Genomic DNA, 13,157 nt, shown 5'->3' on the forward strand with positions numbered 1-13,157 from the left:
TCACGCCTCCCGCGGGCGGTGCACGACGAACGGCCGGAGGTTCCCGTAGAGCCCCCACGGTCCGCCCGCGATGCCGACGCCGCTGTCCTTGGCGCCCGCGAAGGGCTGGGCGAGGGAGAGTTCGGCGTGGTGGTTGATCCATGCCGTCCCGCACTCCAGACGGCCGGCCACGGCCTCGGCCCGGTCGAGGTCGGTGCCCCACACCGAGCCGCCCAGCCCGAAACCGGTGCCGTTGGCCGCCTCGACGGCCTCGTCGAGGCTCCGGTAGGGCAGCACCGGCAGCACCGGACCGAACTGCTCCTCCGTCACCACGGGGCTGGTGGGCGGCACGTCGGCGAGGATCGTCGGAGCGAAGAAGTAGCCCGGCCGCTCGGGCCGGTGGCCGCCCGCCACGGCGCGGGCGCCGTCCGCCAGCGCCTTGCCCGTGTAGGCCTCCACCCGGGCCAGCTGGGGGGCGTTGTTGACCGGACCCAGCTGTGTGTCCGGGTCGAGGCCCGGGCCGACGGTGACCGACCTCGCGCGCTGGGCGAGGGCCTCCACCACCTCGGAGTAGAGCCGGGCGGGGGCGTAGACGCGCTTGACGGCCATGCAGACCTGTCCGCAGTTGCGGAACGCGGCCCAGAACAGCTTGTCGGCGATCCGCTCCACGTCGACGTCCTCCAGGAGGAGCGCGGCGTCGTTGCCGCCCAGTTCCAGGGTGACCCGGGCGAGCGAGGCCGCGGCGCCCCCGGCGACGGCCCGGCCGGTGGGGACCGAGCCGGTGAAGGTGACGTGGCGGATTCCCGGGTGGGACGCGAGCCGGGCGCCGAGGGGTTCGCGGCCGGTGACGATGGTCAGTACGTCCTTCGGCAGGGCCTCGGCGAGGACGGAGCCCAGCAGCCGGGTGGCGAGGGGCGTGAACGGAGAGGGCTTGAGCACCATGGTGTTCCCCGCGGCGAGCGCGGGCGCGAACTTGGCCGCCGCGAGCTGGAGGGGGAAGTTCCACGGCACGATGGCGGCGACGGGCCCGAGCGGCCGCCAGCGGATCTCGCTGCGCACCGGCCGGCCGTCGTCGATGAGCTGGGGTTCCGGTGCCGTCTCGGCGAAGTAGCGCAGGCGGGCCGCGGTGCGGGCGATCTCCGCGGACGACTCGGCCAGGGGCTTGCCCTGTTCCCGGGTGAGCAGCCGGGCCAGTCCGGCACCGGCCGCCTCCACGGCGTCGGCCGCCGCGCGCAACGCGGTGGCGCGGGCGGCGGGCTCGTCCCGCCAGCCGAGCCAGGCCCGGTGCGCCCGTTCGACGACGGCGTCCAGCTCCTGCGGCCGCTGGTCGGGAGCCTCGTCGAAGGCCTCGCCCGTGGCCGGGTCGACGACGGCGAAGCACCCGTGCGGGACACCGGGCGCGGGACGGCGCTCAGAGGTCGGCATACCGGGTCAGTTCGCCGGGGTGACGGCGGCCTCGTGCTCCCGGGCCTGCCGGTCCATCTCCGCCCGGAAGGCGGCCACCAGGTGGGGCTGGATCCTCCCGGCGGTGCGGTCGCCGCCTTCGCAGACCGCCCCGCGCACCCCGACGATGTCGGTGCCGATCCGGGTCAGCGGGCCGAGGTCCGCCTGCTTGACGCTGCCCGCGAGGGCGGCGAGCAGACCGGACGCGTGGGCCAGCCGGACGAACTCGGCGCAGACGTCCGGCGGGACGTGGTCGAACAGCCGCGTGCCGTCCTTGATCGCGGTGTCGAGCATCGCCGCGTCGGCGCCGGAGCGGCGGGCGATGTCGGGCAGGGCGAGCGGGTTGACGCAGCCGATCCGGTGGGCGTCCGCGTAGCCCGAGGCGACGACGAGCGCCTCCGGCCGGTGGTCCTTCACCGCCCGGACGACCCCGCGCATGACCTCGACTGCCTGGTCGGGCGTCGTGCAGCCGTAGAGCCCGACCTTGATGTACGTGGCTCCCGAGACGACGGCGCCGAGCGCGGCCTGGGCCACCGTGCCGGGCTTGTACGGGACGTCTCCCACGGTCGCGGACACCGGCTTGTCCGCGGGGACGGCGTCGCGGATCTCCCTGATGACCCACGGGAAGTTGGCGCCCAGCGAGCCCTCGTCGGGCTTTTTGACGTCGACGATGTCGAGGTGCTCCGCCGCCTTCGCGCAGTCGAGGGCCTCCTCGACACTGTCCGGGGAGATGAGAAGCAACAACGTGGACTCCTTCCACCGCGGGTCCGCCCGGCCGGGGCTCAGATGTGCGGCTCGTCCGGTCCCGTGCGGTGTGCTCATCATTTCCCGCGTCCGTGGGCACCGGTAGGGCGCGCGGAGTCCTCTCGGGGCGCCCCCCGGCGCTCCCCGTGCGCCGTGCGCACCGGCGGGAACCGGCCACGGGCCGGTACTGCCACCTGCCGCGGCCCGCGCCGGAGCGGTCCCGGCGCTCCTGCCCGCCGGGCCGGTCCGGGCGCTCCTGCCCGCCGGCCCGCAAGGAGTCACCGGCCGCCGGCCCGCAAGGAGTCACCGGCCGCCGGCCCGCGAAGGGTCACCGGCCGGGAAGAAGTCACCGGCCTCGAACGGCGCGCCGCCCCGCTGCGGCCGGGTCACCGTCCGGACCGTCGAGGCCGCGGCGGGCGGAGAAGTCCAGCGGGGGCACCGGCAGGGGCGGCACCGCCCGCGGGTCGTCGCGGTGGGAGGGGTGTGGTCAGAGGGGCTTGAGCCGGGTGTGCAGGAGGCAGAACTCGTTGCCTTCCGGGTCGGCCAGGACGTGCCAGTTCTCGGTGCCGCTCTGGCCGACGTCGGCGGGCCTGGCGCCCAGGGCGAGCAACCGCTCCAGCTCGGCGTCCTGGTCGCGGTCGGTGGCGTTGACGTCGATGTGCAGCGGGAGCTTCCCGGGCCGCGGGGCGCCACCGGGGCTGAGGACGAGGGTGGGCTGCGGGCCGCCGAAGCCGGCGCCGGGCGGCCCGATCTCGATGCTCCCGTCCTCCTCACGGCCGAGTTCGACGTAACCGAGGACCTCGCTCCAGAACGCGGCGAGCCGCTCGGGGTCGGCGCAGTCGAGAACCAGTTCACTGATGCGGCATGCCATGCCCGCCAGCGTACTCGGCCGCCGGAGGCGAACACGGCCTTGTTCCCAGGGCGTTGGACGCCGCCCGACCCTCCGCGGGGTGGGGGCTGCGACGAGCGACGCCGGCAGCCCCCCATCGTGCCGGTCAGCGGTCGAGGACGGCCAGGGCGACAGCGCCCGGGGTACTTGGCGGGTCCCGCCCGGCATCAAGCACTGGACCTCAACTCACCCTGGCTCGCGCCTGGTTGACCGACCCCGTCCCCTCATCACCTCCGAGCACCCGACGTTCCCCGCGCCCCGGCGGTCGGCCGACCCCTTCGTGACATCGATCACAACGCATTCCGCTACTAGGCCCCAGCGATAGTAGTGGACGCTCTGGTGACATGGGGGACTTGTCCGGCTTGGGGCGGGTGTTCGGTGCAGTCACCAGGCGCGCTGACCACCGCTCAGCCTTCCTCCTTCTCCTTCCGTCGGTGAGGGGCTCCTGACGCCGGGCCAGGCGCGCGCACCGGGCCGGACGACGTGATCAGCATGTTCCCCTTCGGCTCCGCAAGGACCGTGTCGATCTACGAGCCGGGGTAGTAGCCGAGACCTTTGCGTCGCCGCTCACCGTCACCCCAAGATGACGACCCGAAGACATCGCCGCAGTTCAGGGGCGGACTCCCGAAGAGCCGCCCGGTCGAAGGCGCTCGGCGACCACCGAGTGAGGTCACGCATGGGCAAGCATCGCAAGCATCAGCAGTACCGGCGAATAGCCATCGCCGCCGTCGCCGCCGGAGCCGTCGGCGTCCCGTCCGCCGCACTGGCCTGCGGCTGGCCGGGCAGCGGAACACACCCGTCGCGGCACGTCGCGAACAGGACGGCCGAGGTCCAGTGGAACCCCAGCGCGTGGGACGACTCCGGGAGCGGTACGCGGGGCGGCGGGACGACTCCTGCGGCGACGCCGACCGCGACCGCCCCCAAGGACGGTGACTCCGGGCACACCGCGACCCCGTCCGGCCCCAGGAGCGCCAGGGACACCGCTTCACCGCATCCGCGGAAGACAGCGGTACGGTCCGGCAAGCCCCTCTCCCTCGGCACTCCGCACAGGAACACCGCGTCGGCGGTCCCGACCGCGGCCTCGCCGGCCCCCACCGCGGCCTCCGCCGCCCCCACGGCCTCCTCGGCCGCCCCGTCGCCCGCCACCACGTCCGCGACCACGCCCACCGCTGCTCCCCCGGCCGCCTCGGCCGCCCCGCAGACCGGTACGTCGGCGCCCACCGCTGTCGCCGCCCAGGTCCTGGAACTCGTCAACGCCGAGCGGGCGAAGGCCGGTTGCTCGGCGCTGACCGCGGACCCGACGCTGGCCGCGGCCGCCCAGGCGCACAGCGAGGACATGGCGGCGCACCAGAACATGTCGCACACCGGCTCCGACGGCTCCGCCCCCGGCGACCGCCTCACCGCCGCGGGCTACGCCTGGAGCACGTACGGCGAGAACGTCGCCTACGGGTACTCCACCCCGGAACAGGTGATGGCGGCCTGGATGGCGAGCCCCGGCCACAAGGCCAACATCCTCAACTGTTCGTTCAAGGAGATCGGTGTCGGCCTGGCCCAGCCCGGCGCGTACTGGACGCAGGACTTCGCGACCAGCCGCTGAACGACGCCCGTTCGCCGGCCTCGCGGGCCGGGGAGGGCCGGGCCGGGCGACCGCCGCGGCCCGGCCGGCCGGGCGCCCCGCCCCCGGCGGTCAGGCGCTGCACTCGGCGCGCACGGCGTCGACCGCGTGATGCGCGTCCGTCGCGCCCGAGGAGTTCCAGTCCTTGCCCCGGTCGTGCAGCTTCCCCGCGAAGACACCGTCGGTGATTTGCACCGCCGGTGACGCCACCCACTGCCCCCGGTGGCCGACCTGGTCGACGCTGAACCCGGTCAGTGTCGGCACACGCTTCCCGCCCCCGCCTCCCACCGGGGCCGCGGCACCGCCGTGGTCGTGGCGGTCACCGCCGTGGCCGCGAACCTCCTGACCGCCCTCGCCGGGTTCACGTTCGCCCGGGGCCGCCGCAGGGGCCGGCGCCCGGGAACGCGCTGAGGCTCCGGCCGCGTCGGGCGCGCACCACCCGGCCACCACCCGCCGGGTCGGGAGGGCGGCGGGGCGATGGGCCCCCCCGGGGCGGCAGGCCGGTGGGGCGATGGACCCCGGGGGCGGCAGGCCGGTGGGGCGGGCGCCTACCGTGGATGCGACGTCCGTCAGAAGCCGGCCCCCGCGCGCCACCGGTCGGGGCGGGTGATGCCGTCCATGAGCAGGTCGAGCAGCCGCTCGGCCTGTACGCGCTGGTGGACGTCCCCGGCCGCGAGGGTGACACCGGCCAGGGCCATGAGGATGTCGGAGGCGGCCACGTCCTCGCGGACCGCTCCCCGGCCGACTGCGGCGAGGCGGAACTCCTCGACGGCGTCCGTCAGTTGCGCGCGCGTCTGCGAACCCAGCTGTTCGTCGTCCCGCAGGAGTGTCTTGAGCGTGTCCGCCATGCCGTGCTTGGCGGCCAGGTAGTCCAACACCTCCGACATCCATGCCCGCAGGGCCCGGTCGGCCGGCAGGTCGCGCAGGAGCGGCGAGGTCCGGGCGCACAGCCGGGCCGTCTCGTAGCGGTAGGTGGCGTCGACGAGCCGCTCACGGGTCGGGAAGCGCCGGTAGAGGGTGCCGATCCCCACACCCGCGTCCTTGGCGATCTGCTTCAGGGTCGCGGCGGCGCCGTCCCGCGCGAACGCCAGGGCCGCGGCGGCGAGCAACTTGTCCTCGTTGGCCCGCGCGTCGGCCCGGACGGGACGGCCGGACGGATCAGGCATGCGGTTCTTCCTCTCGGGTTGCTTTCCGGAGCCGACTCCGCTTACGGTGACGACCAAGCGGAGTCGGCTCCGCTTGTGTCGACGGTAGCAGACCGCCGCCGTCGGCCCGTCGCACCCCCGCGACCACGGAAAGGGGCACCCACGTCATGCGGTACCGCACGCTGGGCAGTACAGGAGTCCAGGTCAGCTCGCTCTGCCTGGGCGCGATGATGTTCGGGAAGTGGGGGAACCCCGATCACGACGACTCGGTCGGCATCATCCGCACGGCGCTCGACGCGGGCGTCAACATCATCGACACCGCCGACGTGTACGGGGACGGCGAGTCCGAGGTCATCGTCGGGAAGGCGATCGCCGGACGGCGCGACGAGGTCGTCCTGGCGACCAAGGTGTCCAGTCCGATGGGCCCCGGTCCGGGCAGGCGCGGCGCCTCGCGGCGCTGGATCACGCAGGCCTGCGAGGAGAGTCTGCGCCGGCTGGGCACCGATCACATCGACCTGTACCAGGTGCACCGGCCCGATCCGGCGACCGACGTCGACGAGACCCTGGGCGCGCTCTCCGATCTCGTCCGCGCGGGCAAGATCCGCTACGCGGGGTCCTCGACGTTCGCGCCCTCGGCGATCGTCCAGGCGCAGTGGACCGCCGAGCGGCGCGGACGCGAACGCTTCGTGTGCGAACAGCCGCCGTACTCCCTCCTGGCCCGGGGTGTGGAGGCGGAGGTGCTGCCCACCTGCGAGACGTACCGGATGGGCGTGCTGGCCTGGAGTCCGCTGGCCGGGGGGTGGCTGTCCGGCCGCTGGCGCCGCGACGCGGCCGGCCCGTCCAGCCACCGCACCCGGACCATGCCCTTCCGCACCACGCTCTCCCACTACGACCTGGACGTGCCGGGCAACCAGGCCAAGCTGGACGCCGCCACCGAACTCGCCCGTACGGCCGAGGAGGCGGGCCTGACGCTGATCCAGCTGGCGCTGGCGTTCGTCACCACGCACCCGGCGGTCACCGCGGCGGTCATCGGGCCCCGTACCGCCGCGCACCTGCGGGACCATCTCAGCGCGGCGGACATCGTCCTGGACCCCGCCGTACTCGACCGCGTCGACCGCATCGTGGCTCCTGGCACCGACCTCAACCCCGAGGACACGGGCTACCACGCGGCCGTCCTGGCCGACCCGGCACGCCGCCGCCGCGCCGCCGCCCGGTGAGCCACGCGGGTCCGCCCGCTTCGTCCCGCCTCCCGCCGGGTCCGGCACGGCCCCGCACGGACGGCAGGTCAGGCGCCGTAGCCGTAGCCCGTCCAGTTCTCCAGCACGTGCTCTTGCAGTCCGCGGGGGTACGACGTGCGGAAAGAGGCGGTGGCGCCGCGGAGGTTCTCCGGCAGCGGGCGGTCCGTGACCGACTTGCCGCCCTGGGCGGCGCGGACCTCCTCGGGGGGTGAGGTGGCGGACCACCGGGATGCCGGGGGCCCGCGGAAAGGCGGGTGGCCCGTGTCCGGATGGCCGACGACGGCGAGCGTCCAAGACGACCTGGCCGGTCTCGGTGACGTCGATGCCGTCGTCGACGACGGTCACCTCGGCACCGGGCCTCCGGTGTGCGAGGCGAACAGCACGTCGGTGATCGGACGGAGCAACACGGGCCGGACCAGGGCGAGTTCCGCGCGCCAGGGGCGGTCGACGGGGACGGCGAGCCAGCAGGTCGTGGTCGCGGTCACGCGAGGTCGCGCATCCGGCGGACCGGGCTCGCCAGCAGGACCACCGGGCTGACCGTGCAGAGCACGGCCATGAGCGCGAGGGAGGCGCGGTTGCCCCACAGGGCGGCGGCGCCTCCCGCGGTCAGGGCGCCGAAGGGGACCGCGCCCCAGGAGATGAAGCGGACCGTGGCCATCACGCGCGGCAGCAGCTCAGGGGGTGTGGCGGTCTGCCGGTAGGTCCGGGTCACGATGCTCGTCACCACCACGGACCCGGCGAAGCCGGCGTTGCCCAGGGCGAAGAGACCGAGTGCCGCCGAGTGTCCGGCCAGCGGCCAGCAGCGCCGCGAAGCACGGTGCGGCCACCGCGGCCCGGCGCAGCGCCCGGCCGCTGCCGAGGCGTGCCACGATCCGGGGCGTCAGGGCCGCGCCCACCAGGGTGCCCAGGCCCTCGGTCGCGATGAGCGCACCGACCAGGGCGGGCGGGGCGTCCAGCGTGCCGGCCAGGAAGACCGGGGTGAGCGCCATCAGGCCGCCGCAGACGAAGTTGACGGCGGTCGCGTCCGCCGCGCAGGGGCCGATGACGGGGTGCCGGACGACGTAGCGCCAGCCCTCGCGGATCATCTCGCCGACGCCCCGGCGCGGTCCCTCCTGGGCGGGGTGCGCGACCTGCGGCAGGGTGGCCATGAGGGCCGCCGACAGCAGGTAGCTGACCGCGTCGACCAGTCAGCACGCAGCGCCCCGACCAGCTGGCCGCCTTCGCGGAGCACGAGCGGATCGCCTTCCCGCTGCTGTCCGACGCCGATCTGCAACTGGCCGCGGCGCTGCGGCTGCCCACCTTCCGCGCGGCGGGCGTGGACCGCCTCAAGCGGCTCACCCTCGTCCTCGACGCGTCCCGCACGGTGCGCGGCGTGCTGCACCCGCTCGAGGACCCGGCGGGTTCCGTCGAGGACGCCCTGGCGCTGGTCGACTCGCGGACGGGGGCATGAGGGCCCGGAAACTCGCGTGCGTACGGGATTTCCCCGGTGCCAGGATGGCGGCGGGAAGCGAGGTCTCGTGGACGAGTCGGGGCGGTTCGGTCGGGCGGCGGTCGCATGGGCGGCCGGCGGGGCGGGGGCGGACGCGGCAGCCGCGGCTGCGCGGGAGCTGGCTCCCGGCGTGCGGACGGTCGTGCTCGTCGAGGGCAGCAGTGACCGGTCGGCGCTCGACGCGCTGGCCGCGCGCCACGGCCGTGATCTGGGCGCGGAGGGCGTCGCGGTGGTTCCGCTCGGGGGCGCCACCAACATCGGGCGCTTCCTGGACGTGTGCGGTCCTCCGGGGCTCGGCCTGCCACTGGCCGGCCTCTGCGACATCGGCGAGGAGCGGCACTTCCGGCGCCATCTGGAGCGGGTGGGGCTCGCCCCCGCACCCTCGCGCGCCGGGCTGGAGGCGCTCGGCTTCCACGTGTGCGTCGCCGACCTGGAGGACGAGCTGATCCGCGCTCTCGGGGCCGAGGGGGCGCAGCGGGTGATCGAGGCGCAGGGCGAGACACGGCCCTTCCGTACCTTCCGGGGGCAGCCCGCGCAGCGGGACCGGCCCGTGGAGCACCAGCTGCGGCGGTTCATGGGCACGCACAGCGGCCGCAAGGCCCGCTACGCGCGTGCCCTGGTCGAGCACCTGCCCCCGGGGCGCGTGCCCCGGCCCCTGGAACGCCTCCTCACCCAGCTCTGAACCCGGCCACGGCCACGCTCTCGGTCTCAGCGGCAGGTGACCCCGGCTCCACCGTCCGTGCCGGGCCACGCCGACGCGCCCCCGTCCCCGGGACCCCGGGAGAAGGCGTGTCCCCGTCCCCCGGCCCCGGAGAAGGCACACCCCCGGCCGCCCGGCCCCACGAGAAACGGTCAGGCCCCGGGAAGCGGTCAGGGCCGGGCAGGCGATCAGGGCTTCCAGGGACCCATGCGGTCCAGGCGGCGCAGTTGCCCGCGGGCGGCGGGTACGTCGAGGCCCCGGCCGCGTTCGGTGAGCCGGCCCGCGACGGCGGTGCGGTGCTCGACGGGTTTGTGGTCGTCGTACTTGAACTTGGCCCGCACCTCGCCGACCTCCAGGCGCAGGCCGCGGATTGCGGGGAGCAGGCGGCCGTAGGGTGCGCGGCCCGCCTCGACGGGTGCGTGGTCCCCCTCGGGCTGGAAGTGCGCCATCTGCCGGCGCAGCAGCGCGGCCTTGGCCTCGGGGTCGTCGACGATGCGGGCTCGGCAGGTGAACTGGACGGCGGCGTAGTAGCTGGTGGGGACGCCCTCGGTGGGCGGTGTGCCGGGCTTGGCCCGCCAGGGGCCGGGAACGAAGGCGTAGTCACCGATGACGGTGAAGGTGACCTCCGGATCGTGCTCGATCGCCGCCCAGACCGGGTTCGGCCGGGCGAGGTGGATCAGCAGATGGTCCCCGTCGGTGGTGAAGTGGGTCGGGACGACGACGGGCGGCCGGCCGGGCGGGCCGTTGACGGCGAGCTGGCCGAAGTCGTGGCCGTCGGCGATCCAGGTCTGCCACTCGGCGTCGTCCAGGGCGGCGTCCCAGGGCTGGATGAACATGCGGTTCTCCTCGGCGTGGATGCGGTCGCGGCCGGTGCGCGGTCGGGGGTGGGGTGGTTCAGGTGAGGGCGAGGAGGCTCACAGCCACGGCGGCCGTCCCCAGGCCGACGAGCTGGCCGCGGTGGATGCGTTCGGCGAGGACGCCGCGCGCGAGCAGGACCGTGCCCGCCGGGTACAGAGCGGTGATCACGGCGACGACGGTGAGGTCCCCGCTGCGGACCGCGAGCAGGAACAGCAGGTTCGCCACCGAGTCCAGCACGCCCGCGGCCGCCGAGATCGCGTAGGCGGGCTTCTCCGGCCCCAGCCTGCGGCGCAGCATCCCGGCCGCGGTCAGGGTGACGGCCGAGGAGACAGCCCTGCCGATGACCAGCGGGGCCACACCGCTGCCGGACGGCGCCTGGTGCAGGCAGACCAGCTGGAGGGCGATGGCGGCACCCGCCCCGAACGCCAGCAGCAGCGCCGTCCGCGCGGGCCGTGCGGCGCCCGCGCCGTGTCCGGCGCTGACCAGCACGACCGCGGCGAGTGCGAGCGGCAGCCCCACCAGTGCGGCGACGGAGAGGTGTTCACCCTGGAGCAGTCCCACGGCGACGGGCAGCACGGCCGAGACCAGCGCGGTGACGGGCGAGAGCACGTTCATCGGGCCGATGGCCAGGGTCTTGTAGAGCAGGGCGAACGCGGCGGCCGAGGCGACGCCGGACGCGGCCCCCCAGCCGAGGGCGCCGGGCTCGAAGGAGGCGCCGAGGCCGGGCCACAGCAGCAGTTCGACCGTGAGGCTGGCGGGGGCGGCGACCATGACGGTCCGCAGGACGTGGGCCTTGCGGGCACCGAGGCCGCCGAGGAAGTCGGCGCAGCCGTAGGCGAGGGAGCTGCCCAGGGCCAGCAGCAGTGCCATCACGGTTACCTCCTTTACTGTCGATGGAACGACCAAACCGTACAACAAACCGACCGTTCCGTGTCAACTGAACGACCGCGCGGTACATTGCATTGATCAACCGACTGAGGAGAGGACCGGATGGCGGAGACCGAGGCGGCGCTGCGGACGCTCGCTCACAACGTCCGTGCGGCCCGTACGCGCGCGGGGCTGTCCCTGGACGAGCTGGGCCGGCGCGCACAGGTCAGCAAGGGCGCTCTGGTGGCACTGGAGAAGGCGCAGGGGAACCCGAACTTCGCCACGCTGGTGAGGCTGGCCGACACCATGGGCGTCTCCGTCTCGGCCCTGCTGGAGGGCCGGGCCGAGGGCCGCGTCCGCGTCGTGGCCGCCGACGCGCTCACGCCGCTGTGGAACGGACCGCACGGTGGCGAGGCACGGCTCATGCTGACCACCTCGGGGCCCGCCCCGGTCGAGGTCTGGCGCTGGCGGCTGGAGCCGGGCGAGGAGTACCCCAGCCACCCGCACCAGGCCGGTGTCGTGGAGACCGTCAGCGTCACCTCCGGCCGGATGACACTGGTCGTCGACGGCACCGAGCACACCGTGGAAGCAGGCCAGACCGCCACCTTCGACGGCGACACGTCCCACACCTACCGCGGTGCGGGCACCGGGACCTGCCGTCTGATCATGACAGTGCACCTGCCGCCGGGCCCCGGCGCCGCGGCCTGACGCCCGCCACCGGGAGGAGGGCGCAGGGGCTCGGGCGGCCGGCCCGGACCCCGGGCGGGAAGCGGTGCCGGCGAGCGGCGAGCCCAACGTGCTCCCGGTCAGGAAGCAGTACCGGCGGACGGCGGCCCGTCGTACCCCCGGGCCGGAAACGGCGTCAGCCGCTCTTGTCGGCCTGGGGGCGGTGGTGGAGCAGTTCGATGCCCGCACGGAGCCCGGCGGCCTCGACGGCCGGGCACGCGGACGACGACGGCCGGGCAGAGGGACCGGTCCGGCCGTTCACGCCGGCGGTGGCCGCACCGTCCGCCGGGGCCCGCCGCCCCGGCCGTCCGCCGGTGCGCGCCCCGCCCGTCTCAGCGGGCGACGCGGTCGCTCGGCGGCTCGCTCAGCCGGTCGCCGTCCACCCGGGTCCCGGCCTGCTTGACCTGGCGGAAGACCGGGCTGATCTCCAGCGCCTCGACGCCGGGGAGGGTTCCGACGCGGTCGCTGGTGAACTCGAAGAGGGCGTCGAGGTCGTGGCAGTGGACGGCGGCCTGGAGGTTGTGCGGTCCGGACAGCGCCGCGGCGAACGCCACCTCGGGCATCCGCGCCATCGCCCGTCCGACGTCCTTGATCCTGGCCGGGTGGACCCGCATCCACAGGTTCGCCCGGGCCCGGAAGCCCAGCGCCTGCGGCGCGATCTCCACGTCGATGTAGGCCACTTGGGCGTCGAGCAGTGCCTGCAGACGCCGGGACGCGCGGCCCGGGGTGAGACCGGCCGCGGCCGCGAGGTCGACGAGGGTGGCCCGTCCGTCGGCGGCGAGGGCAGCGAGCAGTTCCTCGTCCTCGGCGCTCGGCCGCGCGGACCGCTCACGCACCACCGGCTGTTCGGTGAACGGTGTGCCGCCGCCCCCGAGGGCCGCCTCCTCCTGCGGGGTCAGCGTCCCGGCGAGCGCGGCCCAGTAGTGCCCCCGCCCGCCGATGAACTGACGCAGGACCACCGAGGCCTGCAGGTCGAGCACGGCGGCGGTACGCGGGAGCCGGCGGCCGAGGAGATCGTCGCGCTGCTCCCGCGACCGCGAGCGCACCGCGCAGGTGATCTCGGATCCGGCGGCACCCAGGGCGACCCAGCCGATGTCGTCGCGCCGCGCGAGCGCTTCGGCGATGGCGGCGGCGCTGCCGGGCCGGCAGCGCAGGCGCACCATCCACCGGCTCTGCCCGAGCGCTCCCGGGTCGACCACCCCGACGACCCGGACCACCCCGGCGCGCCGCATGCGGCGGTAGCGGCGGGCGACGGTCGGCTCGGACAGCCCCAGGACCGTCGCGACGGTCGCGAACGGAACACGGGGATCGACCTGGAGCGCGCGAAGGATTCGCACGTCATCCGGCTCCAGAGTGACGGAATCCGCGATGCCCGGGTGCGTCATGGCGGCAAGACTACAGACCGCGCCGTTTCCGGGCGGTCACGCGCCGCGCGTGGCCGAGGCTTGCAGCCGTACGACGGAC

Annotated in this window: 15 protein-coding genes and 1 pseudogene; 5 read left to right on the plus strand and 11 right to left on the minus strand. The window is 74.9% G+C overall.

From position 1 onward, the window contains the following. The 3 genes from ABZ719_RS24405 to ABZ719_RS24415 form a co-directional block, all read right to left on the minus strand. Complete coding sequence (locus tag ABZ719_RS24405; RefSeq protein WP_366727308.1) at positions 1–1,404, minus strand: aldehyde dehydrogenase family protein; 1,404 nt, start codon at positions 1,402–1,404, stop codon at positions 1–3. Positions 1,405–1,410: 6 nt separating this feature from the next. Beyond that, complete coding sequence (locus ABZ719_RS24410) at positions 1,411–2,166, minus strand: (5-formylfuran-3-yl)methyl phosphate synthase (protein WP_366727309.1); 756 nt, start codon at positions 2,164–2,166, stop codon at positions 1,411–1,413. Between the two features lie 487 nt (positions 2,167–2,653). Then, positions 2,654–3,037, minus strand: a complete 384-nt coding sequence (locus ABZ719_RS24415; protein WP_366727310.1) for a VOC family protein — start codon at positions 3,035–3,037, stop codon at positions 2,654–2,656. A 694-nt stretch (positions 3,038–3,731) separates the two neighbouring features. On the opposite strand from ABZ719_RS24415, the gene ABZ719_RS24420 reads away from it, so the two are divergent. Continuing rightward, a complete protein-coding gene (locus ABZ719_RS24420; RefSeq protein ID WP_366727311.1) occupies positions 3,732–4,652 on the plus strand; it encodes a CAP domain-containing protein in 921 nt (306 codons plus the stop codon). A 90-nt stretch (positions 4,653–4,742) separates the two neighbouring features. On the opposite strand, the gene ABZ719_RS24425 is transcribed toward ABZ719_RS24420, so the two are convergent. Next, positions 4,743–4,934 carry a hypothetical protein gene (locus ABZ719_RS24425; RefSeq protein ID WP_366727312.1) on the minus strand — a complete coding sequence of 64 codons (192 nt, stop codon included), beginning with the start codon at positions 4,932–4,934 and terminating at the stop codon, positions 4,743–4,745. Positions 4,935–5,239: 305 nt separating this feature from the next. After that, complete coding sequence (locus ABZ719_RS24430; RefSeq protein ID WP_366727313.1) at positions 5,240–5,836, minus strand: helix-turn-helix domain-containing protein; 597 nt, start codon at positions 5,834–5,836, stop codon at positions 5,240–5,242. Positions 5,837–5,982: 146 nt separating this feature from the next. On the opposite strand from ABZ719_RS24430, the gene ABZ719_RS24435 reads away from it, so the two are divergent. Continuing rightward, entirely contained in the window at positions 5,983–7,032 is a 1,050-nt protein-coding gene (locus ABZ719_RS24435; protein ID WP_366727314.1) for an aldo/keto reductase, read from the plus strand. 362 nt (positions 7,033–7,394) lie between these two features. Here the strand turns inward: ABZ719_RS24435 and ABZ719_RS24440 are convergent, their stop codons facing one another. From ABZ719_RS24440 to ABZ719_RS24450, 3 genes are read right to left on the minus strand one after another with little or no spacing between them, the layout of a single operon-like run. Beyond that, the gene (locus ABZ719_RS24440; protein ID WP_366727315.1) at positions 7,395–7,538 is read right to left on the minus strand and encodes a hypothetical protein; all 144 of its coding nucleotides are present in this window, start codon (positions 7,536–7,538) and stop codon (positions 7,395–7,397) included. Further along, on the minus strand, positions 7,535–7,765 hold the full coding sequence (locus tag ABZ719_RS24445; RefSeq protein ID WP_366727316.1) for a hypothetical protein: 231 nt from the start codon (positions 7,763–7,765) through the stop codon (positions 7,535–7,537). The genes ABZ719_RS24440 and ABZ719_RS24445 overlap by 4 nt, the downstream gene beginning before the upstream one ends. Then, complete coding sequence (locus tag ABZ719_RS24450; protein ID WP_366727317.1) at positions 7,728–8,201, minus strand: MFS transporter; 474 nt, start codon at positions 8,199–8,201, stop codon at positions 7,728–7,730. Before ABZ719_RS24450 ends, ABZ719_RS24445 begins: the two co-directional genes overlap by 38 nt. 38 nt (positions 8,202–8,239) lie before the next feature. Here ABZ719_RS24450 and ABZ719_RS24455 point away from each other — a divergent pair. Together ABZ719_RS24455 and ABZ719_RS24460 are read left to right on the plus strand one after the other, a co-directional pair. Further along, a pseudogene (locus ABZ719_RS24455) lies at positions 8,240–8,503 on the plus strand (HxlR family transcriptional regulator); the annotation flags it as partial. Between the two features lie 67 nt (positions 8,504–8,570). Beyond that, the gene (locus ABZ719_RS24460) at positions 8,571–9,224 is read left to right on the plus strand and encodes an ATP-dependent endonuclease (protein WP_366727318.1); all 654 of its coding nucleotides are present in this window, start codon (positions 8,571–8,573) and stop codon (positions 9,222–9,224) included. A 206-nt stretch (positions 9,225–9,430) separates the two neighbouring features. Here ABZ719_RS24460 and ABZ719_RS24465 read toward each other — a convergent pair whose 3' ends face one another. Together ABZ719_RS24465 and ABZ719_RS24470 are read right to left on the minus strand one after the other, a co-directional pair. Beyond that, positions 9,431–10,078: an FMN-binding negative transcriptional regulator gene (locus tag ABZ719_RS24465; RefSeq protein WP_366727319.1), complete on the minus strand. Its 648-nt coding sequence runs from the start codon at positions 10,076–10,078 to the stop codon at positions 9,431–9,433. A gap of 58 nt (positions 10,079–10,136) precedes the next feature. Then, a complete protein-coding gene (locus tag ABZ719_RS24470; protein WP_366727320.1) occupies positions 10,137–10,973 on the minus strand; it encodes a DMT family transporter in 837 nt (278 codons plus the stop codon). A gap of 117 nt (positions 10,974–11,090) precedes the next feature. Here ABZ719_RS24470 and ABZ719_RS24475 point away from each other — a divergent pair, with 117 nt between their 5' ends. After that, on the plus strand, positions 11,091–11,675 hold the full coding sequence (locus tag ABZ719_RS24475) for an XRE family transcriptional regulator (protein WP_366727321.1): 585 nt from the start codon (positions 11,091–11,093) through the stop codon (positions 11,673–11,675). A gap of 350 nt (positions 11,676–12,025) precedes the next feature. Here ABZ719_RS24475 and ABZ719_RS24480 read toward each other — a convergent pair whose 3' ends face one another. Further along, a complete protein-coding gene (locus ABZ719_RS24480) occupies positions 12,026–13,030 on the minus strand; it encodes an AsnC family transcriptional regulator (protein WP_366727322.1) in 1,005 nt (334 codons plus the stop codon). Between the last annotated feature and the right edge of the window lie 127 nt (positions 13,031–13,157).

Origin of the sequence: Streptomyces sp. NPDC006743 (genome assembly GCF_040703815.1) — a bacterium.
Classification (GTDB): Bacteria; Actinomycetota; Actinomycetes; order Streptomycetales; family Streptomycetaceae; genus Streptomyces.